This is a genomic window from Klebsiella sp. JN_Kp127 (assembly GCF_040062505.1).
Classification (GTDB): Bacteria; Pseudomonadota; Gammaproteobacteria; order Enterobacterales; family Enterobacteriaceae; genus Klebsiella; species Klebsiella quasipneumoniae.
Genome location: NZ_JBEAHS010000031.1, coordinates 99,401 through 123,146, shown reverse-complemented (window position 1 = coordinate 123,146; position 23,746 = coordinate 99,401). Strand labels below are relative to the sequence as shown.

General features: G+C 57.8%; 24 protein-coding genes and 1 pseudogene. 12 read left to right on the top strand and 13 right to left on the bottom strand.

The features are described from left to right. Positions 1–14: 14 nt before the first annotated feature. The 3 genes from ABLV04_RS09045 to ABLV04_RS09035 all read right to left on the bottom strand — a co-directional run bounded on the left by ABLV04_RS09045 (position 15) and on the right by ABLV04_RS09035 (position 3,386). Positions 15–596 carry a Slp family lipoprotein gene (locus ABLV04_RS09045; RefSeq protein WP_032453356.1) on the bottom strand — a complete coding sequence of 194 codons (582 nt, stop codon included), beginning with the start codon at positions 594–596 and terminating at the stop codon, positions 15–17. A 38-nt stretch (positions 597–634) separates the two neighbouring features. After that, complete coding sequence (gene tsaB, locus ABLV04_RS09040) at positions 635–1,330, bottom strand: tRNA (adenosine(37)-N6)-threonylcarbamoyltransferase complex dimerization subunit type 1 TsaB (RefSeq protein ID WP_023290213.1); 696 nt, start codon at positions 1,328–1,330, stop codon at positions 635–637. A gap of 145 nt (positions 1,331–1,475) precedes the next feature. Next, on the bottom strand, positions 1,476–3,386 hold the full coding sequence (locus tag ABLV04_RS09035) for an ATP-dependent DNA helicase (RefSeq protein WP_110237388.1): 1,911 nt from the start codon (positions 3,384–3,386) through the stop codon (positions 1,476–1,478). Between the two features lie 131 nt (positions 3,387–3,517). On the opposite strand from ABLV04_RS09035, the gene ABLV04_RS09030 reads away from it, so the two are divergent. Then, positions 3,518–3,862, top strand: coding sequence for a RidA family protein (locus ABLV04_RS09030; RefSeq protein WP_002910910.1), 345 nt, complete (start codon positions 3,518–3,520; stop codon positions 3,860–3,862). Here the strand turns inward: ABLV04_RS09030 and ABLV04_RS09025 are convergent, their stop codons facing one another. Next, positions 3,863–4,048 carry a YoaH family protein gene (locus ABLV04_RS09025; RefSeq protein ID WP_004203339.1) on the bottom strand — a complete coding sequence of 62 codons (186 nt, stop codon included), beginning with the start codon at positions 4,046–4,048 and terminating at the stop codon, positions 3,863–3,865. A gap of 88 nt (positions 4,049–4,136) precedes the next feature. Here ABLV04_RS09025 and pabB point away from each other — a divergent pair, with 88 nt between their 5' ends. The 4 genes from pabB to ABLV04_RS09005 all read left to right on the top strand — a co-directional run bounded on the left by pabB (position 4,137) and on the right by ABLV04_RS09005 (position 9,347). Then, complete coding sequence (gene pabB, locus ABLV04_RS09020; protein WP_064157411.1) at positions 4,137–5,492, top strand: aminodeoxychorismate synthase component 1; 1,356 nt, start codon at positions 4,137–4,139, stop codon at positions 5,490–5,492. A gap of 3 nt (positions 5,493–5,495) precedes the next feature. Next, on the top strand, positions 5,496–6,074 hold the full coding sequence (locus tag ABLV04_RS09015) for a CoA pyrophosphatase (RefSeq protein WP_023290215.1): 579 nt from the start codon (positions 5,496–5,498) through the stop codon (positions 6,072–6,074). 162 nt (positions 6,075–6,236) lie between these two features. Further along, complete coding sequence (gene sdaA, locus ABLV04_RS09010) at positions 6,237–7,601, top strand: L-serine ammonia-lyase (RefSeq protein WP_004203344.1); 1,365 nt, start codon at positions 6,237–6,239, stop codon at positions 7,599–7,601. Positions 7,602–7,790: 189 nt separating this feature from the next. Further along, positions 7,791–9,347, top strand: a complete 1,557-nt coding sequence (locus ABLV04_RS09005) for an EAL domain-containing protein (RefSeq protein ID WP_135732549.1) — start codon at positions 7,791–7,793, stop codon at positions 9,345–9,347. Positions 9,348–9,383: 36 nt separating this feature from the next. Here ABLV04_RS09005 and yoaE read toward each other — a convergent pair whose 3' ends face one another. After that, positions 9,384–10,943, bottom strand: coding sequence for a CNNM family cation transport protein YoaE (gene yoaE / locus ABLV04_RS09000; protein WP_023290217.1), 1,560 nt, complete (start codon positions 10,941–10,943; stop codon positions 9,384–9,386). A 446-nt stretch (positions 10,944–11,389) separates the two neighbouring features. Here yoaE and manX point away from each other — a divergent pair, with 446 nt between their 5' ends. The 5 genes from manX (at position 11,390) to mntP (ending at position 15,589) form a co-directional block, all read left to right on the top strand. Further along, positions 11,390–12,361, top strand: a complete 972-nt coding sequence (gene manX, locus ABLV04_RS08995; RefSeq protein ID WP_004203357.1) for a PTS mannose transporter subunit IIAB — start codon at positions 11,390–11,392, stop codon at positions 12,359–12,361. A 56-nt stretch (positions 12,362–12,417) separates the two neighbouring features. Next, positions 12,418–13,218 (top strand): PTS mannose/fructose/sorbose transporter subunit IIC, encoded by an 801-nt coding sequence (locus tag ABLV04_RS08990; protein WP_004203359.1) that lies wholly within the window; start codon positions 12,418–12,420, stop codon positions 13,216–13,218. Between the two features lie 12 nt (positions 13,219–13,230). Next, complete coding sequence (locus ABLV04_RS08985; RefSeq protein WP_004145526.1) at positions 13,231–14,082, top strand: PTS mannose transporter subunit IID; 852 nt, start codon at positions 13,231–13,233, stop codon at positions 14,080–14,082. Positions 14,083–14,144: 62 nt separating this feature from the next. Continuing rightward, positions 14,145–14,603, top strand: coding sequence for a DUF986 family protein (locus tag ABLV04_RS08980; protein WP_023290218.1), 459 nt, complete (start codon positions 14,145–14,147; stop codon positions 14,601–14,603). Between the two features lie 419 nt (positions 14,604–15,022). Further along, positions 15,023–15,589, top strand: coding sequence for a manganese efflux pump MntP (mntP, locus tag ABLV04_RS08975; RefSeq protein ID WP_023290219.1), 567 nt, complete (start codon positions 15,023–15,025; stop codon positions 15,587–15,589). A 3-nt stretch (positions 15,590–15,592) separates the two neighbouring features. Here the strand turns inward: mntP and rlmA are convergent, their stop codons facing one another. The 6 genes and pseudogenes from rlmA to mgrB form a co-directional block, all read right to left on the bottom strand. Next, positions 15,593–16,387: a 23S rRNA (guanine(745)-N(1))-methyltransferase gene (gene rlmA, locus ABLV04_RS08970; protein WP_180265580.1), complete on the bottom strand. Its 795-nt coding sequence runs from the start codon at positions 16,385–16,387 to the stop codon at positions 15,593–15,595. A 61-nt stretch (positions 16,388–16,448) separates the two neighbouring features. Continuing rightward, complete coding sequence (ftsI, locus tag ABLV04_RS08965) at positions 16,449–18,197, bottom strand: peptidoglycan glycosyltransferase FtsI (protein WP_032428912.1); 1,749 nt, start codon at positions 18,195–18,197, stop codon at positions 16,449–16,451. A 187-nt stretch (positions 18,198–18,384) separates the two neighbouring features. After that, positions 18,385–18,594, bottom strand: coding sequence for a transcription antiterminator/RNA stability regulator CspE (gene cspE / locus ABLV04_RS08960; RefSeq protein ID WP_001062678.1), 210 nt, complete (start codon positions 18,592–18,594; stop codon positions 18,385–18,387). An 85-nt stretch (positions 18,595–18,679) separates the two neighbouring features. Beyond that, positions 18,680–18,751 (bottom strand): annotated as a pseudogene (locus tag ABLV04_RS08955) (DUF2627 domain-containing protein); the annotation flags it as partial. Between the two features lie 591 nt (positions 18,752–19,342). Beyond that, positions 19,343–19,633 (bottom strand): YebO family protein, encoded by a 291-nt coding sequence (locus tag ABLV04_RS08950; RefSeq protein ID WP_023290222.1) that lies wholly within the window; start codon positions 19,631–19,633, stop codon positions 19,343–19,345. A gap of 74 nt (positions 19,634–19,707) precedes the next feature. Next, positions 19,708–19,851 (bottom strand): PhoP/PhoQ regulator MgrB, encoded by a 144-nt coding sequence (mgrB, locus tag ABLV04_RS08945; protein ID WP_002911375.1) that lies wholly within the window; start codon positions 19,849–19,851, stop codon positions 19,708–19,710. A 159-nt stretch (positions 19,852–20,010) separates the two neighbouring features. On the opposite strand from mgrB, the gene ABLV04_RS08940 reads away from it, so the two are divergent. After that, positions 20,011–20,250 carry a YobH family protein gene (locus ABLV04_RS08940; protein WP_023290223.1) on the top strand — a complete coding sequence of 80 codons (240 nt, stop codon included), beginning with the start codon at positions 20,011–20,013 and terminating at the stop codon, positions 20,248–20,250. A gap of 57 nt (positions 20,251–20,307) precedes the next feature. On the opposite strand, the gene kdgR is transcribed toward ABLV04_RS08940, so the two are convergent. Continuing rightward, complete coding sequence (gene kdgR / locus ABLV04_RS08935; RefSeq protein ID WP_004203369.1) at positions 20,308–21,099, bottom strand: DNA-binding transcriptional regulator KdgR; 792 nt, start codon at positions 21,097–21,099, stop codon at positions 20,308–20,310. A 177-nt stretch (positions 21,100–21,276) separates the two neighbouring features. On the opposite strand from kdgR, the gene ABLV04_RS08930 reads away from it, so the two are divergent. Then, the gene (locus ABLV04_RS08930; protein ID WP_044523967.1) at positions 21,277–22,647 is read left to right on the top strand and encodes an MFS transporter; all 1,371 of its coding nucleotides are present in this window, start codon (positions 21,277–21,279) and stop codon (positions 22,645–22,647) included. 68 nt (positions 22,648–22,715) lie between these two features. On the opposite strand, the gene htpX is transcribed toward ABLV04_RS08930, so the two are convergent. Next, positions 22,716–23,600 carry a protease HtpX gene (gene htpX / locus ABLV04_RS08925; protein ID WP_023290225.1) on the bottom strand — a complete coding sequence of 295 codons (885 nt, stop codon included), beginning with the start codon at positions 23,598–23,600 and terminating at the stop codon, positions 22,716–22,718. Between the last annotated feature and the right edge of the window lie 146 nt (positions 23,601–23,746).

Sequence of the window (23,746 nt, the reverse complement as noted above, 5' to 3'; positions counted from 1 at the left end):
CAAAAACAACAAAATCATTCAGTTACAACGTTTCTTACCTCAGCAGGGCCGGGGTTGTACCATCCCCATCCGCCATAGCCGTACCCCCAGGGGCGGGGACCCAGCATCCACGGGTCGATGGGCTGCGGGGGCATCACCACCTGCTGCACCACGTTCCAGCGTTTGTAGCCGGTGGCGTTCATCAGCATAAATTTGTAGGGCGTGCTACCCACTTTGCCATCCACCACCCCGGCAATCGGCCCGACTACGGTCACCAGCTGACCCCGGAAGTCCACCGGATCGAGGAAGCCGTTAACATCGGCAAAGATTCGCCCGCGCGAGGGTTCGCCCAGTTCCGGCCGCGCACCGCTGTCCAGCGGCACGGTAGCGATTTCTAAGCGGGTTTTACCCTGCTGGTTCTGCACGTTGACTACCTTGCCGCCAAAGCGCGCTTCCTGACCAACGTACAGCTGCGGGGCGTTCATCACCCGCACCAAATCCTGCTGCGGCGTGGGGCTGGTGCCTTTGATGGCATCCGGCACCGATACGCAGCCGCTCAGCGCAACGGCAACCGCTGCGGCCAGCAGCCAGCGAACGCCCTGTTTTTGACCCGCCATGATGCGACTCCTTTTCTCAGTCTTCTTGTTACTGAGATTCACTCGCGGCCCGGAAGTTTCTTCCACGCCACCTCGTTACGCAAATAAACCGGCTCCGCTTTCTCCACGGCCACGGTTTTCCCTGCCGCCAGCAGATAACAGGCTAACGGCAGCATATCCTCTGCCGCCGGCAGTTCAATTTCGCCGCTGCTTAAGGTCAGTCCGCTCTCTTTCGCCAGATCCGGCCACGCCTGCCAGCCGGTGCCGACGGTGGCCCATTCGCCGGAAAGCTGCGCCAGCCGTTCGGCCACCGCGTCCGGTTTGAGCACCGCTTCCGTCTCTTCGCCGTGCCAGACGCCCTGCTCGTCGCGCTGGTACTCAGCCCAGTAGACTTCACCCATCCTGGCGTCAATCGCCGCCAGCACGCGGGTGGCGCCGGTTTTGCGCCAGGCGCCTTGCGCCATGGTGGCCAGCGTGGAAACGCCGATCATCGGCAGCTCCGCGCCGAGCGCCAGCCCCTGGGCGATACCGATGCCGATACGCACGCCGGTAAAGCTGCCCGGGCCGCGGCCAAAGGCCAGCGCGTCCAGCTCGGTCAGGGTGGTGCCGCTCTCGGTGAGAACCTCCTGCACCAGCGGCAGGATACGTTGGGTGTGTTCGCGGGGACAAATTTCGAAATGAGCACTAAGGGTGCCATCATTCCACAGCGCCGCGGAGCAGGCCTCTGTGGCGGTATCGATAGCCAAAATTCGCATGGGTGGTCACGCTCTCGTTACATAGTTCAGGCCTTCAGGCAGCCTGTTTACCGGCAGACGGTCAATCCGTCGCCACACCGCCCGAAGTCTAGTGGGAACCGCTAATTAACAAAATGGCGCGCAGCTTAACACATTTTAGGGCGGATTACCTTGCCGGCGGCACGGCGAGGAAGCGCACCGCCCGGCGGATATCGCGGGTCCGCGGCGCGGGCGGCAGGCTGGCCAGGAACACCGCGCCGTAAGGGCGCATCACCAGCCGATTGTCACAGATAACCAGCACCCCACGGTCGTCGATATCGCGGATCAGCCGGCCCACCCCCTGCTTGAGGGTGATCACCGCGTCCGGGAGCTGCACTTCATCGAACGGATCGCCGCCGCGTAGCCGGCAATCTTCCATCCGCGCTTTCAGCAGCGGGTCGTCCGGCGAGGTAAACGGCAGCTTATCGATGATCACCAGCGACAGCGCGTCTCCGCGCACATCGACCCCTTCCCAGAAGCTGCTGGTGGCCACCAGCAGGGCGTTGCCGGCGCTGACGAACTGCTGCAGCAGCTGGCCTTTACTGGTCTCCCCCTGCAGCAGCACCGGCAGGGTCATGGTGGCGCGGAACTGCTCCGCCAGATCGCGCATCATGGCGTGCGAAGTACACAGCATAAAGCAGCGACCGTCGTTAGCCTCGATCAGCGGTTTAAGCATGGCCGCCAGATGGCGCGCCGCGCCGGGCTGGTTCGGCAGCGGTAGATTACGCGGTACGCAGAGCAGCGCCTGATGCTGATAGTCAAAGGGGCTAGGCAGCAGCAGAGTCTGCGCCTCGTCGATCCCCAGCCGGGCGGTAAAGTGGTGGAGATCGTCATTTACCGACAGCGTCGCCGAGGTAAAGATCCAGCTTCCCGACTTCTGCGCCATCACCTCTTTAAACTTCTCGGCCACGGTCAAGGGCGTCAGCGCAAGGGTAAAGTGGCGCGAGGTGCACTCATACCAGTAGCTGTAGCCCGGCTGATTGATCTCTTTCAGCCGCTTCAGACGCCCGCGATAAAGCGTGGCGCGCTCAAAGGCGGCGTCGAGCAGCGCCGAGCGCCCCAGCGAAAGTTTGGCGACGTCGTAACACAGTTCAAGAGCATCATCGAGCAGCAGCAGCGCCCGCTGAATGTGGCTGTCCGCCAGCAGCTCGCGCAGGTTGCCGCGGTAGCCCGGGTCCCCCAGCTGCAGGCGAAAATCCTGGGCGCTTTGCGCGAGGCGGTCGGCGCATTTTTGCAGCTGCTGGGTGTCTTTCAGTTCGGTGCGGTAGGCAATGGTGATGTCTTTCGCCAGATCCAGCAGCTGGCGGCTGGAGAGCGACTGGCCAAAGTACTGGCTGGCGATATCCGGCAGCTGATGGGCTTCGTCGAAAATCATCACCTCCGCCTCGGGGATCAGTTCGGCAAAGCCGCTCTCTTTGACCACCATATCGGCAAGAAACAGATGATGGTTGACCACCACCACGTCGGCGTCCATCGCTTTTTTACGCGCCTTCACCACGAAGCAATCTTTATACAGCGGACAGTCGCTGCCAAGGCAGTTATCGTTGGTGCTGGTGACCAGCGGCCAGGCCTGGGAATCTTCCGCCACGCTGGCGCAGGTGCTGATATCGCCATCCTGGGTTTGGTTCGACCAGGAGCGCAGGAGGATCACGTCGCTGAGGGTTTGCACCGGCAGATCGCCGCCCGCCAGCGCCTGCTGTTCCAGGCGTTCGAGGCACAGGTAGTTGGAGCGCCCTTTTAGCAGCGCCAGTTTGCCGGTGAATTTCAGCGCTGTGGCGACGGTGGGCAGATCGCGGCTGTAGAGCTGATCCTGCAGCGCTTTCGACCCGGTGGAGATAATCACCTTTTTTTTCGCCCGCAGCGCCGGCGCCAGGTAAGCGTAGGTTTTACCGGTTCCGGTCCCCGCTTCCACCACCAGCGGCCGGGAGGCCGTAATCGCTTCGCTGACCGCCACCGCCATCTGGCGCTGCGGCTCGCGCGGTTTAAATCCCGGTATGGCTTTGGCTAGCTGGCCGTCTGCTGCAAAATCGTCGATCACATTGCCCCCTGGTTATTTGGACAGTGATTATGTCAGGGAGGACGGCGTTTCGCCAGTCCGGGTAGTGACGCGAGCGGAACATTATGGCAGTCTTGCCGCTGCCGAATGGAATGCTCAAAGAGGAATGAGAAATGACAATTACGCGTATTGATGCCGAAGCCCGCTGGTCAGATGTGGTGATCCACAATCAGACCCTTTACTACACCGGCGTACCGGCGAATCTTGATGCCGATGCCTTCGAGCAGACCGCCAACACCCTGGCGCAGATTGACGCGGTGCTGGAAAAACAGGGCAGCGACAAGTCGCGTATTCTTGACGCCACTATTTTCCTTGCCGACAAAAGCGACTTTGCGGCGATGAATAAAGCCTGGGACGCCTGGGTGGTAGCCGGTCACGCCCCGGTGCGCTGCACGGTGGAAGCGACGCTGATGAACCCGCAATATAAAGTTGAGATCAAAATCATCGCCGCGGTGTAATTACTCGTCTTCGTCTTCATCTTCAAAGCGCGCGACGATCCGTTCGCCGGTATGAGTCGCGCGTAGCTCTTCCGCCACCAGGGCAATCGCCTGGCCGCTGCTCATCCCCTGGGCCATCAGTTCCTGGATACGTTCGACCGCTTTTTGCTGTTGCTCGTGGCTCAGCGAAGGTAAACCTGCAAACATCTTGTACTCCTGCTACATTGTGGGGCGTAATTATTTCACGCCGTCCCCGCCTACGCCAGAGGGACGGTAACGTTCAGGATCGAGAAAGATGTTGTCCCCCGCGATTATTACCCTGCCCTGGCGCCCGGATGCCGCCGAATACTATTTTACGCCGTTAAGCGCCACGCCCTGGGCGATGCTGCTGCATTCCGGCTTTGCCGACCATCCGCATAACCGTTTTGATATTCTGGTGGCGGCCCCGCGCGCCACGTTGCTGACGCGCGGTGAACAGACCTGGATCGATGACGGCGAGACCGTTTGTGTCTCGGCTGACGATCCGCTGCAACTGCTTCAGCAGCAGCTGGATCGTCAGCCGTTCACGCCGCAGCCCCATGAGGATCTGCCGTTTCTTGGCGGCGCGCTGGGGCTTTTCGGTTACGATCTGGGCCGCCGTTTTGAGCGACTTCCCGCTGCCGCGCAGGCCGATATCGCGCTGCCGGATATGGCGGTGGGGATTTATGACTGGGCGCTGATCGTCGACCATCAGCGCCAGCAGGTGTCGCTGCTCAGCTATGACGACCCGCAGCAGCGTCTGCAGTGGCTGGAGGCGCAAACGCCGGCGCCGGGTGAAACCTTCGCCCTGACCTCGGCCTGGCAGTCAAATATGAACCGCCAGCAGTATGGCGAGAAATTTCGTCAGGTGCAGGCCTATCTGCGCAGCGGTGACTGCTATCAGGTCAACCTCGCCCAGCGTTTTCAGGCCCGCTACGTCGGGGATGAATGGCAGGCCTTCCGCCAGCTGAACGCCGCCAACCGCGCCCCCTTTAGCGCCTTCATCCGCCTTGCGGAAGGGGCGATTTTAAGCCTGTCACCGGAGCGATTTATTCAGCTCCGCCAGGGTGAGATCCAGACGCGCCCGATTAAGGGCACCCTGCCGCGGCTCGATTCGCCGCTGGCGGATGCGCAGCAGGCGGAGAAGCTGGCGAACTCGCCGAAAGACCGCGCTGAGAATTTAATGATTGTCGACCTGATGCGCAACGACATCGGCCGCGTCGCCGTCCCGGGCAGCGTGCGGGTCCCCGAGCTGTTCGTCGTGGAGCCGTTCCCGGCGGTCCATCATCTGGTCAGCACCATCACCGCCCGCCTGCCGGCGACGCTTCATGCCAGCGATCTGCTGCGCGCCGCCTTCCCCGGAGGGTCGATCACCGGCGCGCCGAAGGTACGGGCGATGGAGATTATTGATGAACTGGAACCCCAGCGACGTAACGCCTGGTGCGGGAGCGTCGGCTATCTGAGCTATTGCGGCAATATGGATACCAGCATCACCATTCGCACCCTGACGGCCTGGCAGGGGCAACTGTATTGCTCCGCCGGGGGCGGTATCGTCGCGGACAGCGAGGAAGATGCGGAATATCAGGAAACTTTTGATAAAGTTAATCGTATCCTGCACCAACTGGAGAACTAGACCATGGCGGACCACGCCCTCAATCTGGATGATTTTCTGTCCCGCTTCCAGCTGCTGCGCCCTCAGCCTTCGCGCCATGCGCTCAATCAGCGGCAGGCGGCGGTACTGGTGCCGATCGTGCGCCGGCCGCAGCCTGGCCTGCTGCTGACCCAGCGCTCGCCGCTGCTGCGCAAGCACGCCGGCCAGGTCGCCTTTCCCGGCGGGGCGGTAGATAATACTGATGCGACCCTTATCGCCGCCGCTCTGCGCGAAGCCCAGGAAGAGGTGGCGATCCCGCCGGAGACGGTTGAGGTGATTGGCGTTCTGCCGCCGGTGGACAGCGTCACCGGCTTCCAGGTGACGCCGGTGGTGGGTATTATTCCGCCGGATCTGCACTATCACGCCAGCCAGGACGAAGTCTCCGCGGTATTTGAAATGCCGCTCGCCGAGGCCCTGCGCCTCGGGCGCTATCATCCGCTCGATATCCACCGCCGGGGCAACGACCACCGCGTCTGGCTCTCCTGGTACCAGCATTATTTTGTCTGGGGGATGACCGCCGGGATCATTCGCGAGCTGGCGCTGCAGATAGGCGCGCGCCCTTAGCTATACTGATTATGAGAGGGCGCTCTCACTATTAGTAAAATCGCGGTTATCCATTAGTTTAATTCATGTGAATAGTTGAACTGACAGGGCGCTTCCCTCTTACACTATGCGCAGTTATTACATCGTTACCGCACCCGCGGTAACCCTGTCAGGAGTATTATCGTGATTAGTCTATTCGACATGTTCAAGGTGGGGATTGGTCCCTCATCTTCCCACACTGTTGGCCCGATGAAGGCCGGTAAACAGTTCGTCGATGACCTGGTCGAAAAAGGATTGCTTAATGCAGTGACCCGCGTGGCGGTTGACGTCTACGGTTCGCTGTCATTAACCGGCAAAGGCCACCATACGGACATCGCCATTATCATGGGACTGGCGGGCAATCAGCCCGATACGGTCGATATAGACGCGATACCGGCATTTATCCGTGACGTCGAGACACGCGGCCGTCTGCTGCTGGCCAACGGTCAGCACGAAGTCGACTTCCCGGCGGATGACGGCATGCGTTTTCGCAGCGACAATCTGCCGCTGCACGAAAACGGCATGACCATTCATGCCTGGGCCGGCGAGAAAGAGATCTACTGCAAGACCTATTACTCGATTGGCGGCGGCTTTATCGTCGACGAAGAGCACTTCGGCAAAGAAAACGCCAACGAACTACAGGTGCCCTACCCGTTTAAATCGGCGCAGGAAATGCTGGCCTACTGCAAAGAGACCGGCCTGTCGCTCTCCGGGATGGTAATGCAGAACGAGCTGGCGCTGCACAGCAAAAAAGAGATCGAGGACTATTTCGCTAATGTCTGGCAGACCATGCGCGCCTGTATCGACCGCGGCATGAACACCGAAGGCGTGCTGCCTGGCCCGCTGCGCGTGCCGCGTCGCGCCTCGGCGCTGCGTCGTCTGCTGGTGGCCAGCGATAAGCTCTCCAGCGATCCGATGAACGTCGTTGACTGGGTCAACATGTTCGCGCTGGCGGTCAATGAAGAGAACGCCGCCGGCGGTCGCGTGGTGACCGCGCCGACCAACGGCGCCTGCGGCATCGTTCCGGCGGTACTCGCCTATTACGATCACTTTATCGAATCCGTCAGCCCCGAGATCTATATCCGCTACTTTATGGCCTGCGGTGCGATCGGCGCGCTGTACAAGATGAATGCCTCCATTTCCGGCGCCGAAGTCGGCTGTCAGGGCGAAGTGGGCGTCGCCTGCTCGATGGCGGCGGCGGGTCTGGCTGAACTGCTCGGCGCCAGCCCGGAGCAGGTCTGCGTGGCGGCGGAGATCGGTATGGAACACAACCTCGGCCTGACCTGCGACCCGGTCGCCGGCCAGGTACAGGTGCCGTGCATAGAACGTAACGCCATCGCCTCCGTGAAAGCGATCAACGCCGCGCGGATGGCGATGCGCCGCACCAGCGAACCGCGCGTCTCGCTCGATAAAGTGATCGAGACCATGTACGAAACCGGCAAAGACATGAACGCCAAGTACCGCGAAACCTCGCGAGGCGGCCTGGCGATTAAAGTTCAGTGTGACTAACATGTTGGCTTTCGCCTGCCGCCTCCCGGGGCGCAGGCGCGGAGCGAGGGTAACTAAAAGCCCCTGCCTTCCTGATGCGCCCTCCGTGGCGCATTTTCTTTTTTCTATACCTGGCGATATTCTGCCACTACAATTGCTCTATTAAATAAGCCACGCTTAACCACTCGTCCTGTCGACAGGGTGTCGCACATGCAGACTGCACAAAAAGTCATTACGGCCTATCGCCGCAAACGCATTATAGTCTGCCTGCTGGTCGCCCTGGTGACCCTGGGCGCCACCTTAGCCATCCGATTTATTTCGCAGCGTAGCGAAAATGAAGACTATATTCGCACGGCCGCCAGCCAGCGGGTGGCGGCGCTAAATAATATCCTGCGCCCGCTGAGCGCGGAGCGCACCACCCTGCTTCCTCTGGTGGGCAAACGCTGCCCGGATATCCATCTGACCCTGCGCAAAATGGCAGCCTCGTTGCAGACCGTTCGTTCCGTCGTCCTCGTGACGGACGGTATCGTTTACTGTTCGAGTATTTTCGGGCAACGGCAGGCGGATTTACACCAGCTGCAGCCCTCGCTGCCAGCCCCCCATCCTTTATTACTCTTTTCAACCGAAAAATCGCTGCTTAAAGGGACGCCGGTATTGATCCAGTGGTACCCCACCCCGGAAAGCGGCCAGGACGGCGTGATGTTGATTGTCAATATCGAGCTGCTGGGGACCTTAATTCTCAACGAAAAATCATCCCTGATAAGCGACGTCAGCCTGCAGGTTGGCGATCGTTATTTTAGCAGCCGCGATGGGCTTCTCGATAAAACGCATACCCCGCAGGGAACGGTGATTTATCGCCAACGCTCTAGCGAGTTTCCGTTTACCATCAACATCAACGGCCCTGGCGCCTCGACAATCGCCCTCGAAGAACTGCCCGGCGAGCTGCCGCTGGCGCTGATCTTCAGCCTGCTAATGACCGGCATCGCCTGGCTGGCCACCGCCGGAAGAATGAGCTTCTCGCGGGAGATAAGCCTCGGTATTTCCGCCCGGGAGTTTGCCCTCTGGTGCCAGCCGCTGCAGGATGCGCGCAGCGGCCGCTGCTGCGGGGTGGAGATCCTGCTGCGCTGGAACAACCCTCGCCGCGGAGCGATTTCGCCGGAGGTGTTTATTCCCATCGCCGAAGGGGACAATCTGATCATCCCTCTCACCCGCTACGTCATTGCCGAAACCGCCCGCCGTCTGGATGTTTTTCCCAGCGACCGCCAATTTCATATCGCCATTAACGTCGCTGCCCGCCACTTCGCCAACGGCTTACTGCTGCATGACCTGCATAACTACTGGTTCAGCATGAACCCGGTACAGCAGTTGGTGGTCGAGCTGACCGAACGCGATGTCCTGCAGGATGGCGACCAGCATATGGCCGAAGATCTGCACCTGAAAGGCGTACAGCTGGCGATCGATGACTTTGGCACCGGCAACAGTTCGCTCTCATGGCTGGAAAAACTGCGCCCGGACGTGCTGAAGATTGACCGCTCGTTTACCAGCTCGGTGGGGATAGACAGCGTCAATGCCACGGTGACCGATATCATTATCTCCCTCGCCAACCGGCTGAATATTATTACCGTTGCCGAAGGGGTGGAGACGCTGGAGCAGGAAAGCTACCTCAGAAACCACGGCGTCGATGTGCTGCAGGGGTTTTATTATGCGCGGCCGATGCCGGTGGAGGCGTTCCCGGCGTGGCTGGCCAGTCAAGAGGCAACAGAATAACTCGCCGGCCCCCACGGGGACCGGCGCGCAGGACGATTATTCTTCTTCGTCGCTCGGCGGACGGGTGACCACCGCGCGTACCAGATCGACCCGGTAGTCATTCGCTTCCACCACGGTGAAATGCAGCGGCGGCAGCGACACCACGTCGCCAATGCGCGGGATATGGCCATTGGCGGAGATCACCAGACCGGCAACGGTGGCAATATCCTCATCGTCATTGATCAGCGGATCCAGCCCCAGCGCCTGCTGCAGCGCATGCAGGTCGGTCGACCCCTTAATAAGCCAGCCGTCGCCATCGATAACGATCTCCGGCGTCTCATCGGCGTCCGGGAATTCACCGGCGATCGCTTCCAGGACGTCCAGCGGCGTCACCAGCCCCTGCACCACGCCAAATTCATTGGTCACGATGACGAAACTGCCGCGCGCGCGACGCAGGACGCCGAGCAGATTGATCGGGTCCAGCGTTTCAGGCACCACAATCGCCGGAGAGGCGGAGGCCAGCGCCGCGACGTTTTCGCCCGACTCCAGGGCCACCAGCATCTCTTTCGCCCGCACGATGCCAATGATTTCGTCCAGTTCTCCGCGGCAGACCGGGAACAGACTGTGCGGCGACGAAAGCAGCTGACGGCGAATTTCATCTTCACTCTGCTCAGCGTCCACCCAGCTGATTTCCCCGCGCGGAGTCATGATGCTGCGCAGAGAGCGCTGAGCCAGCGTCAGCACGCCGTTAATCATGTAGCGCTCTTCTTCCGCAAAGGCGCCCTCCGGTACCGGCACCGACGCCGGGCTGTCGGCGTCATGGTTGACGGAGGCCTGTTTACGGCCCCCCATCAGGCGCAGGATCGCATCCGCGGTACGGGCGCGCAGCGGCAGCGTCGACTGGTGACGAACAAAGTTGCGGCGCGCCACCTGGTTAAAGAACTCAATGATGATCGAGAAACCGATCGCCGCGTACAGGTACCCTTTCGGAATATGGAAGCCAAACCCTTCCGCCACCAGGCTCAGGCCGATCATCAACAGGAAGCTCAGACAGAGCACCACCACCGTCGGGTGCTGGTTGACAAAGCGCGTCAACGGCTTCGACGCCAGCAGCATCATAATCATCGCGATCACGACCGCCGCCATCATCACCGGCAGATGGTTCACCATCCCGACCGCGGTGATCACCGCATCCAGAGAGAAGACAGCATCCAGCACCACGATCTGCAGTACCACCACCCAGAAACTGGCATAGCCTTTCCCGTGCCCGGCGTCATGCTGGCGGTTTTCCAGCCGTTCATGCAGCTCGGTTGTCGCCTTGAACAGCAAGAAGATCCCGCCGAGCAGCATGATGAGGTCACGCCCGGAAAAGGAGAAATCGGCGATAGTAATCAGCGGTTTAGTCAGCGTCACCATCCAGGAGATCACCGACAGCAGCCCCAGGCGCATCACCAGCGCCAGCGACAGGCCGATCAGTCGCGCTTTATCACGCTGCTTCGGCGGCAGTTTGTCCGCCAGGATGGCAATAAACACCAGGTTATCGATACCGAGCACAATTTCCAGAACGATAAGCGTCAACAGGCCGGCCCAGATTGAGGGATCCATTAACAATTCCATGTGCGACTCCGGTTAGCGGCAACGTCAGTCATCGCCATGTCATGCACGGACGCGACAATAGATGCTGAGAGATAAGCGTGATGCGTGGAGGTGGCAACCAGGTGCCAGAAAGTGAAAAGACGTCGATGACGGTCCATACTGCGGGCTATGCCCTATACTCCTGAGTAATTAAACGGAAGTTAAACATAGCAAAATATAGATCGAAATTGGAAAAGATTTACCTGAATTTGCAATAACTAAGGCTATTTTTTGCGCTGCAAAATTATTACCAGGCGATGCCTGATTAACGGATCTTCATCACATTAATTATTTTTTCACTGTCTAAAATAATTCGCGGTAGTAACTATTTTCTATCTTACACCCTAACTGAATCGATTTTGTCCTCAAGAGTGATTCAGGATGTATCAAAGCAGATGATGCATTCACGATAATAAAGGAGGTAGCAAGTGACGATTGCTATTGTAATAGGCACACATGGTTGGGCTGCAGAACAGCTGCTGAAAACAGCAGAGATGCTGTTGGGCGAGCAGGAAAACGTTGGCTGGATCGATTTCGTTCCGGGTGAAAACGCCGAAACGCTGATCGAGAAATACAATGCCCAGTTGGCAAAACTGGATACCAGTAAAGGCGTGCTGTTTCTCGTCGATACATGGGGAGGCAGCCCGTTCAACGCTGCGAGCCGCATTGTCGTCGATAAAGAGCATTACGAAGTCATCGCCGGCGTCAACATCCCGATGCTGGTGGAAACCTTCATGGCCCGCGATGACGATCCTTCCTTTGATGAGCTGGTCGCCTTAGCGGTAGAGACCGGCAGCGAAGGCGTGAAAGCGCTGAAGGCCAAACCGGTGGAAAAAGCGGCCCCTGCGCCCGCTCCTGCCGCGGCGCCAAAAGCCGCCGCCCCGGCCAAACCGATGGGCCCGAATGACTACATGGTCATTGGCCTTGCGCGTATCGACGACCGCCTGATCCATGGTCAGGTCGCCACCCGCTGGACCAAAGAGACCAACGTCACCCGCATCATCGTCGTCAGCGACGAAGTCGCCGCGGATACCGTGCGCAAAACCCTGTTGACCCAGGTTGCGCCGCCGGGCGTCACCGCCCACGTGGTGGACGTCGCCAAAATGATCCGCGTCTACAACAACCCGATGTACGCCGGACAGCGCGTGATGCTGCTGTTTACTAACCCGACCGACGTTGAGCGCGTCGTCGAGGGCGGCGTGAAAATCACCAGCGTCAACATCGGCGGTATGGCGTTCCGCCAGGGCAAAACCCAGGTTAACAACGCGATTTCGGTCGATGCCAAAGATATTGAGGCGTTTAACAAGCTGAACGCACGCGGTATCGAGCTGGAGGCACGTAAAGTGTCCACCGACCCGAAACTGAAAATGATGGATCTGATCGCCAAGGTTGATAAATAACCCGGACGATCGCGCCCCAGTTTTCACTTTAAGACTTAATCAACAGGAGAAGTACAATGGAGATTACCCTTCTTCAGATTGTGCTGGTGTTCATCGTCGCGTGTATTGCGGGTATGGAGTCGGTGCTTGATGAATTTCAGTTCCACCGTCCACTGGTCGCCTGTACGCTGATCGGCGCCGTTCTCGGCGATATGAAAACCGGTATTATCATCGGCGGTACGCTGGAAATGATCGCCCTGGGCTGGATGAACATCGGTGCGGCGGTTGCCCCTGATGCCGCGCTGGCGTCCATTATTTCCACCGTTCTGGTTATTGCCGGCCATCAGAGCATCGGCGCCGGCATTGCGCTGGCTATCCCGCTGGCGGCTGCAGGCCAGGTGCTGACCATCATCGTGCGTACCATCACCGTAGCCTTCCAGCACGCAGCGGATAAAGCGGCGGAGAATGGCAACCTGACCGCCCTGTCGTGGCTGCACGTCTCATCCCTGTTCCTGCAGGCGATGCGTATCGCTATCCCGGCCGTCATCGTGGCCATTTCCGTCGGTACCAGCGAAGTCCAGGGCCTGCTGAATGCGATCCCTGAAGTGGTTACCAGCGGCCTGAACATCGCCGGCGGCATGATCGTGGTTGTAGGTTACGCGATGGTCATCAATATGATGCGCGCGGGCTACCTGATGCCGTTCTTCTACCTCGGCTTCGTCACCGCCGCCTTCACCAACTTCAACCTGGTGGCCCTGGGCGTGATTGGCGCGGTCATGGCAATCCTCTACATCCAGCTGAGCCCGAAATATAACCGCGTCGCCGGTGCCCCGGCTCAGGCGGCTGGTAACAACGATCTCGATAACGAACTGGACTAACAGGTGAGCGAAATGGTTGATATGACTAAAAATACCACCGAGAAAAAACTCACTCAGAGTGATATTCGTGGCGTGTTCATTCGTTCTAACCTGTTCCAGGGTTCATGGAACTTCGAACGTATGCAGGCGCTGGGCTTCTGCTTCTCTATGGTTCCGGCGATTCGTCGTCTCTACCCGGAGAACAACGATGCGCGTAAGCAGGCGATTAAGCGTCACCTTGAGTTCTTCAATACCCATCCTTACGTTGCCGCGCCGGTACTGGGCGTAACGCTGGCGATGGAAGAGCAGCGCGCCAATGGCGCAGAGATTGACGATGGCGCCATCAACGGCATCAAAGTCGGTCTGATGGGGCCGCTGGCCGGCGTCGGCGACCCGATCTTCTGGGGTACGGTGCGTCCGGTGTTCGCGGCCTTAGGCGCCGGGATCGCGATGAGCGGAAGCCTGCTCGGACCTCTGCTGTTCTTTATCCTGTTCAACGCGGTGCGACTACTGACCCGCTACTATGGCGTCGCCTACGGTTACCGCAAAGGCGTGGACATCGTGAAAGATATGGGCGGCGGCTTCCTGCAGAAACTGACTGAGGGGGCGTCAATCCTCGGCCTGTTTGTCATGGGGGCGCTGGTTAACAAGTGGACGCACGTGAACATTCCGATGGTGGTGTCAAAAATCACCGGCTCTGACGGACAGGTTCACGTCACCACGGTGCAGACGATCCTCGACCAGCTGATGCCGGGCCTGGTACCGCTGCTGTTGACCTTCGCCTGTATGTGGCTGCTGCGTAAGAAAGTTAACCCGCTGTGGATCATCGTTGGCTTCTTTGTCATCGGTATCGCGGGCTACGCTGTCGGTCTGCTGGGTCTGTAATTTCCAGGTTGTACGCCGGGGGCTTGCCCCCGGCTTTTTTTTATCAGGAGGAACGCAAAGCAATGACATTCACGGACCTGGTGATCATCCTGTTTATCCTTGCGCTACTGGCCTACGCGGTGTATGACCAGTTTATTATGCCGAGGCGCAACGGCCCGGTGCTGCTGGCCATCCCCCTGCTTCGCCGCAGCCGCGTTGACGGCATGATCTTTGTCGGCCTCATCGCCATTCTGATCTATAACAACATCACCCAGCACGGCACCGCGATCACCACCTGGCTATTATCTGCGCTGGCGCTGATGGGACTCTATTTATTCTGGATCCGTACGCCGAAAATCATTTTTAAACCGCGCGGCTTTTTCTTCGCCAACGTGTGGATAGAATATCAGCGAATTAAAGAGATGAATTTATCCGAAGACGGCGTACTGGTGATGCAATTAGAGCAACGGCGGCTGCTGATTCGCGTACGAAATATCGACGACCTGGAAAAAATATACAAACTTCTTGTTTCAACTCAATGATTTAAAAATATAGCCAACGCTATGTTTTTTCAGATTTCGTCTGGGGAATTATATAGCCATGGCTATATTTCCCCCTCTGCCCTTCTGTTTTTCATTAACTATTTATTTACTTATAAATTCAAATGAAAATCGTTATCATTTGGTTATTAAAATAGCCCTCTTCTGTTATTGTTTTATATTCTAAAAATATGTTAAGGTTGCGCCCGTCGTTGGGGAGTAGCCGATTTCCTGCCCGTCAGGAAATGTACGTGTCAACATACTCGTTGCAAAACGTGGCACGTACGGGTTGAAGTGATTCAATCAGGCGAGACCATAGATACATCACTGCTGTACGTATTGCTCAGCCATTGAGCGGCTCCGCGTATATTTACTGGGGGCAGCGATGTGTCATATGGATTATCCCCGGTCAGGACAGGCACATGAATTTATCCGCAACCCTTCTTCTCGCTTTCGGCATGTCTATGGACGCCTTCGCGGCCTCTATCGGCAAAGGCGCCACCCTGCATAAACCCAAATTCTCAGAAGCTGTACGCACCGGGCTGATTTTTGGCGCCATTGAAACCCTGACGCCGCTAGTCGGCTGGGGACTGGGCATGCTGGCCAGCCAGTTTGTGCTCGAGTGGAATCACTGGATTGCTTTTATTCTGCTGGTGTTTCTCGGCGGGCGGATGATTGTCGAAGGGCTTCGCGGCGATAGCGATGAGGCGTGCGAGGCGCCTCGCCGGCATGGCTTCTGGCTGCTGGTCACCACCGCCTTCGCCACCAGCCTTGACGCGATGGCCGTCGGCGTCGGTCTGGCCTTCCTGCAGGTCAGCATTGTGACCACCGCGCTGGCGATCGGCTGCGCCACCTTTATCATGTCGACGCTGGGGATCATGGTGGGTCGCTTTATCGGCCCGCTGCTGGGCAAACGGGCCGAAATTCTCGGCGGTATCGTACTGATTGGCATCGGCAGCGAAATTCTCTGGAGCCATTTCGCCGGTTAAGCTTTACTCCTCACGCTGCCAGCAATGGATCATAAAATCGGTCTGGCAGCCAAAGGTCGCCTGCTGATGCAGCGCGTCATGCACTTCGGCTTTGGCCCGCCACGCGAACGGCGTCATCTGCAGCAGGGCCTGCGCTTCACTTCCCGTCAGGGTCATCGGATAAGCCAGCTGCTGCTGAGCATCCAGGCGGAACCCCGGCATCGCTTCCGTCTTCAGCTCATGCAGGCGGATCTCATCGTAAATCAGCCCTTTCAGCTCCAGCAGATGGCGGGGTCCCGGCGTGGCAGTGATCACCCATCCGCCAGGCCGCACCACCCGCGCCAGCTCACCGGCGTTGCAGGGGGCGTAAATGCGCACCACCGCATCGAAGCTATTATCGGAGAATGGCAGCCGCTGGCTGGAGGCGACGCAAAAATTCACCTGCGGATAGCGTTTCGCCGCCGCGCGGATTGCCGGCTTCGACACGTCCAGCCCCCAGCTGCGGCTGGCGATGGCGGCAAATGCATGGGTGTAATAGCCTTCGCCGCAGCCGATATCCAGTAATGCCTGAGGGGCAGCGTGCCGCAGTCGCTCAGCGATAGCGTCCCGCAGCGGCTGATAATGCCCGGCGTCGAGGAACGCCCGACGGGCCTGCATCATCTCAGCGCTGTCGCCGGGATCGCGCGACCGTTTGAACTGCACCGGTAGCAGATTGACGTACCCCTCTTTCGCCAGATCGAACTGGTGCCGCTGCGGGCAGGAATAGTGATTGTCGCTACGGCTGAGCGGCGCGTGGCAAAGGGGGCAACTGTATGACATGACGGCTCCGGTGTCGCTGAAAGGGCGAAAGTGTAGCGCTATTCGCCCCTGCAGACCACTGTTACAGCGCCGGCGCCAGCGGGTGGCTGTCGTGCATAACGATCAGATTCTCCGCCCCTTGTGGCATGCCGTCCGGCATGACGTTCTCCAGCCGCAGGACATCGCCCATAATCTGGCTGAATACCGGGGCGGAAACGGCCCCGCCGTAATAGGAGCCATTGCTCGGGTCGTTCATCACTACAACCAGCGCGAACTGCGGACGGCTGGCGGGCGCCACGCCGGCGGTATAGGCGACATATTTGTCGATATATTTGCCGTCCGGACCGATTTTCTTCGCCGTCCCCGTTTTTACCGCCACCCGGTAGTCGCGCACCGCCGCTTTGGTACCGCCCCCGCCCGGGAGCGCCACGCTCTCCATCATATGCTCCACGCTGTGAACAATATTCTCCGGCATTACGCGCGTGCCAATCACCGGCGGGTCGATGCGGGTGATCGACAACGGTCGTTGTATGCCGAAGCCGCCGATGGTGGCGTAAACGTGCGCCAGCTGGAGCGGGGTAACCATCAAACCATAGCCGAAAGCGAAGGTGGCGCGATCCAGTTGCCCCCAGTAACGACGATGCGGCATCAGCCCGGCGCTTTCGCCGGTCAACCCCAACCCCGTCGGCTCGCCGAAGCCGAAAGCCGTATAGGTGTCAATCAGATGCTGCACCGGCATGGCGAGCGAGAGATGCGATACTCCGGTATCGCTGGATTTCTGCAGGATGCCGGTCAGGCTCAGCTCCGGATAATAGCCGACATCGCGGATACGGTGGCCGTCGAGGACAAACGGATGAGTGTCCACGACGCTGTCCGGCTGGACAATCCCCTGCTGCAGCGCGGTCATGATCACCAGCGGTTTGACGGTCGACCCCGGCTCGAAGGTATCGCTGATGGCCCGGTTGCGAAAATCATCCAGCGTTGCGGCATCGCGATTGTTGGGATTGAAGTCCGGATAGCTGGCCATCGCCAGGATCTCGCCGGTATCGATTTTAATCAGCACCGCCGCCCCGGACTCGGCTTTATTCCAGCGAACAGCGTTGTCGAGGGCATCTTCCGTCACCGTCTGCAGGCGCTCATCGATACTCAGCTGCAGATTATGCGCCGGCACAGGCGGTACTTCGGTAATGTTCTCAATCACATTGCCATGTTTATCTTTCCGCACCAGACGTCGCCCGGGTTTACCGGTCAGCTGGGCGTTGAAGCTTTTCTCCACCCCTTCGATGCCCTGATTATCGACATTGGTAAAGCCCAGCAGATTGGCAGCCACATGGCCTGCCGGATAGAAACGCCGCGATTCATCGCGCAGGTAGACGCCTGGCAGATGCAGTTTATCAATCCACGCCGCCTGCTCGGGATTGATCTGCCGCGCCAGATAGAGAAAGCGGGCGTGGGGATGGCTCTGTACCCGCTGGGCCAGTTCCCCGAGGTTGAGATGCAGCGCTTCGGCCATCGCCTGCCAGCGGGGTCCGTAGCCGACGCCGCCCTTCTCCATGGTGGTCTGCGGGTCGATCCAGATTGCGCTGACCGGAACGCTCACCGCCAGCGGTCGTCCTTCCCGGTCGGTGATCATCCCCCGCTCAACCGCAACGGGCTCTTCGCGCAGAGAACGCATATCCTCTTGTTTTACCAGATTATCGGGGGAAATAATCTGCAGCCAGCCCACGCGGGCCAATAGCAGTCCCAGACAACCGAGTATGGCCACGCAGAGTAACCCGAAACGAATCGGGGTAAAGCTGGCGGCGGACTTCATTTTTTTATTTAGCACCATAGCTCCGGCATTGTTTTGCAACCAACTGATTTAACAGAAAATTAGCAAAACAGACTGCTACACAATGCTAATAAAGTTGAGTATTTGCAACAAGACGCGACGAGAGGGGGAAAAATGACATGCTTTGCAATAAAAACGCAAAAGCCCCGCGCAGGCGAGGCTTTTATACAAGAAGAGTGGTCTTGTATCAGATAGCAGTTACGTTAACTGCAGCCGGACCTTTCTGGCCGTCCTGAATTTCGAACTCAACGTTCTGGCCTTCAGCCAGAGTTTTGAAGCCGTTACCCTGGATAGCGGAGAAGTGTACGAACACGTCTTTGCTGCCATCAGCCGGAGTAATGAAACCAAAACCTTTAGACTCGTTGAACCACTTAACTTGACCTTTAATCTTTGCCATTTGCAAAATTCCTTAGACTGTTTTCTTCGCCTGCTGGCGTTTACATAGATAAAACTGACACATAACTGCATGAGGCACTAATTTAAGGTTCGGCAGAGAAGCGGTATTCAACGACAACGTGTTTACTCAGGACTTCTTTACTGAAAATGCCACACATAAACAGAACTGTACCTCGTTTAACCCGAAAGGTGTTATCACACACTAAGTAAATAATGGCAAGCCATTTTTAAACGTGTCTCGATCGTTCGCACAAATTATAAGGTAATCCTTTGATCGCCTGCACATTTATGCGTGTTTGTCGCCCCTGGCAAGGCGCTATGGCGTTTATCAATAACGCAAGAGCGCAGCCCGGTAACGGCAACTTTTTTACCATAGCTCAACAACTTCGCTTCGTCCAGGTATGTCCGTATACGAACTGCCAGTATACAGGCGACTGGCGGGCCGTGATGAATATTGATGCGCAAAATTCGTTATAACCCCAGACGAAAAATCGCTAAAGCCACGCCAGTGTAGTGATAATAAAACCTGTTAGTCGTCACGCTAAAAATAGTGCTAATTCTGCACCTTAATAATGAAAAAAAGATGACAGCGTCACGTTATCCAACAATAAACGCGGCGGGGATCACTTTATTTACAGCGTGTAAAAAAGGGGATAGTACATTGAGAAAGGAATAATGGAATAAGAATAAGATATTACCGCCCGCTATCATGCAGGTGCGCATCTTATGATGCACACCTGTCGAGGTACTTAGCGCTCTGCCACCAGGCGGATAAACTCGTCCTCCCCTTTCGCCTTACCGGCGACGGTCGGCTCAGCCACGTCCTCTTTTTCCGGCGCACTGGCTTCGCACAGGCGACGTAGCAGCGCATTCTGCCGCTTTTGCTGATCCAACAGCGCCTGCAGCAGTTCTATCTGCTCATTCGCCCGCGAGCTGGCGCGGTTGACGAAGAACCATAACAACAGACCGACAAGCAGCAGCGCCACAGACACGGCCAGCGATGCCAGATTTAAGATCCCAGGATTTAGTAACTCACTCATTTCACCACCTCAAAGAGAAGGCGTTCATTCTACCACCCGCGGCGCAGAAGGAAATCAGTCGTCAGAAAAATGTCTTACCACGGGATAAATTTATTGATAGTGCAAATGCCGCTGAAAAACTGAACATCCTGGTCGCACATTACGTTAAGCATCTGAGTCCACAGCAACAGGCAGCCTGCTATGATGACTATCAGTAAAACCCACCGTAATTTTTTCACTCCACTCTCCGCATCAGTACTTTATGTCGCCAGGATAACACGGCCTTCTTAAACCGCGGCTAACTGTAATACGAAAGGCAAGTTTAGGAATCATCGACTTGTTTCAAAACGTGTTCGTGTCAAAATCACGGCAAGGATCTTACAAATAATGAGGCATCAATGCGATTAATCATTCGTACTATTGTCGTAGTGGCTATCTTATGGATTGGCGTATTATTAAGCGGCTACGGGGTATTATTCCACAGTGAAGAAAACGTCGGCGGTCTGGGCCTGAAGTGTCAATACCTCACCGCCCGTGGGGTCAGTACCGCACTTTATGTGCATTCCAATAGCGGCGTGATCGGCGTCAGCAGCTGCCCGCTGCTGCGTAAAAGCGCAACCGTCGTCGATAACGGCTAAGATCGAACCGGCGACCGCGACGATAGCGCCGCGGTCGCCGAATGCTTCAGCGCCGTGTCAGAAGGGGTAGTCGTTATATCCCATCTGCTCAGAAATCTTGCGCGCCGCCTGGTGCAGCATCGCCACATATTCATGCAAACGTTCTTCAGAGAAACGTAAGGTCGGGAAAGAGATACTCAGCCCGGCGATGACCACGCCGAAACGGTCGAATACCGGAACCCCGATGCAACGCAGCCCCTCTTCCTGCTCTTCGTTATCTTCGCCATACCCCTGCTCGCGAACGCCATCCAGCACCTTCAGCAACTCAGCGGTACTGGTGATGGTCCGCTCGGTGCTGCGTTTATACTCCACGCCGTCAAGGATCTGCTCCACTTCGCTGCGATCGCGCCACGCCAGCAGAACCTTGCCAATCGCGGTGCTGTACAGCGGGTTGCGACGGCCGATACGCGAGTACATCCGCAGGTTATACATTGAATCAATCTTGTGAATGTAAACAATACTGTCTTCATCCAGCGCGCCGAGATGGATAGTCTCTTTCGTCAGGCGGGAGAGTTCCCGCATCTGAATATCGGCGCTGCGCACCAGATCGACGTTCTGCAGCGCGCGCGCGCCCAGCTCGAACAGTTTGAGCGTGAGGGAGTATTTCTCAGACTCTCCCTCCTGCGCCACATAGCCCAGTGATTTCATGGTCTGTAAAAAGCGATAAACGGTGCTTTTCGACATCATGACGCGCTGGGACAGTTCGGTAATGCCAATTTCACGCTCTTCACCCAGCGCCTGCAGGATGCCGAAAACCTTCAATACCGAAGAGACAGAATCTGGCTGTTTATCCAAATCTGCACCTGCCATTTATCACCTCGTCGTAACTGTTTTATAAAATTTAGAACCGGTTTTTATTATAAATTCGCCGCCTCTGCGCCGCAATCATTCTTCTGCCACTTCGTTACAAATCTGCGACATACTGCGGAATAATCAATGCTAAACTCATCATTCAAAAAACCGTTTCATTCAAGACTTATATTCACCATGGATAAAAATTCATCCGATGGCGTGCCGCTGCCGCAACGCTATGGCGCCATTCTGACCATTGTGCTTGGGCTGACCATGGCCGTGCTCGACGGGGCTATCGCCAACGTCGCGCTGCCAACCATCGCCAGCGATCTTAACGCCTCGCCGGCGGCTTCAATCTGGATCGTTAACGCCTACCAAATCGCCATTGTTATCGCCCTGCTGCCGCTCTCTTTCCTCGGCGACATGGTCGGCTATCGCCGTATCTATAAGATAGGCCTGGTGGTGTTTATCTTTACCTCACTGGCCTGCGCCCTGTCGCGCAGCCTCGAAATGCTGACCTTCGCCCGCGTCGCCCAGGGACTGGGCGGCGCCGCGCTGATGAGCGTAAACACGGCGTTGATCCGCCTGATTTATCCGCAGCGCTTTCTCGGTCGCGGCATGGGTATCAACTCCTTTGTCGTCGCCGTCTCTTCGGCGGCTGGCCCGACGATCGCCGCCGCCATCCTCTCCCTCGCCTCATGGCAATGGCTGTTTTTAATTAACGTGCCTCTCGGCATCGTCGCCTTTGTCCTGGCCATGCGCTTTCTGCCGCCCAACAGCGCGCGCAGCAAAATCGTCCGCTTCGATTTGCCGAGCGCCATCATGAACGCGCTGACCTTCGGGCTGTTGATCACCGCCCTGAGCGGTTTCGCCCAGGGCCAGTCCACGCAGCTGGTGCTGGCGGAGGTCGCCGCTATGCTGGTGGTAGGCTTTTTCTTCGTTCGCCGTCAGCTCACGATGCCCGTCCCGCTGCTGCCGGTCGATCTGCTGCGCATCCCGCTCTTCTCCCTCTCAATCTGCACCTCCATCTGCTCCTTTTGTGCACAGATGCTGGCGATGGTCTCTCTGCCTTTCTTCCTGCAGACGATGATGGGGCGCAGCGAAGTGGAAACCGGCCTGCTGCTGACGCCGTGGCCGCTGGCGACGATGGTGATGGCGCCGCTGGCCGGCTATTTAATCGAGAAATGCCATGCGGGGCTGCTGGGGGCCATTGGGCTGCTGGTTATGGCCTGCGGCCTGTTCGGTCTGGCGCTGCTTCCGGCGTCGCCCACCGATCTGGATATTATCTGGCGTATGGCGCTGTGCGGCGCCGGCTTCGGGCTGTTCCAGTCGCCCAACAACCACACCATTGTCGCCTCGGCGCCGAGCCATCGCAGCGGCGGCGCCAGCGGCATGTTGGGCACCGCTCGCCTGCTCGGCCAGAGCACCGGCGCCGCGCTGGTGGCCCTGCTGTTCAACCTGCTCGGCAACAGCGGCACCCACACCGCCCTGCTGCTGGCCGGCATCCTGGCGACCGTCGCTGCGCTGATTAGCGGTCTGCGCGTCACCCAGCCGCGCGCAGCCTGACGATGAAGGACAAAAAAAATCCGCAGCCTTCGGGCTGCGGATTTTTATTTTCAGCGTCAGATGACGGACTATTTCAGATATTCACCGCTACGCAGGGCTTCAATACGCTTGTCCAGCGGCGGGTGGGTCATAAACAGCTCGCTCATGGATTTCGCTTTACCATTAATGCAGAACGCCATCATGCTGCTGGCTTCCTGCGGCTCATAGCTGGTTTTCAGACGCTGCAGGGCGGCAATCATCTTCTCGCGGCCCACCAGGCGCGCCGAGCCGGCATCAGCATGGAACTCGCGATGACGAGAGAACCACATGGTGATAATGCTGGCCAGAATACCGAACACCAGCTCCAGCACCGTGGCGACGGCGAAGTAGATCAGCGGGTTGCCATTGCTGCTCTCGCCTTCATCTTCCCGGTTACCGCCGAGGAAGCCGGCCGCAATCTGCGCGATAACGCGGGAGATAAAGATAACGAAGGTGTTTACCACCCCCTGGATCAGCGTCATGGTGACCATATCGCCATTGGCGATATGGCTGATTTCATGGGCGATGACCGCTTCCGCTTCATCACGGCTCATGTTTTGCAACAGCCCGGTACTGACGGCGACCAGCGAGGCGTCGCGACGCGCGCCGGTAGCGAAGGCGTTAATGTCAGGGGCGTGATAGATAGCCACCTGCGGCATGGCAATGCCCGCCTGCTGCGCCTGCTGTGCAACGGTGTTCATCAGCCAGCGTTCCGTTTCGTTGCGCGGCTGCTCGATCACTTCCCCACCCACAGACTTCAGCGCCATCCATTTCGACATCATCAGCGAAACGATAGAACCACCGAAGCCGAACAGCAGGGCCATAATCAACAGACCGGTCATGCTGCTGGATTGGATCCCCGTGAGGCTTAACACCAGCCCGAACACGACCATCACTGCCAGGTTCGTCAGCAGGAAAAGCGCGATTCGCATCATAATTTTCTTTTTACCTCAATTTAACAAAACGCACTATGCGATTACCCACATCGTATGGGTCAGGCTGCAATTTTCAACCATCAGCCCCCGCTAAGTCACGATAAAAACACAACTTTACATTTTGTAGCATCTTGCTGACAGCGGCA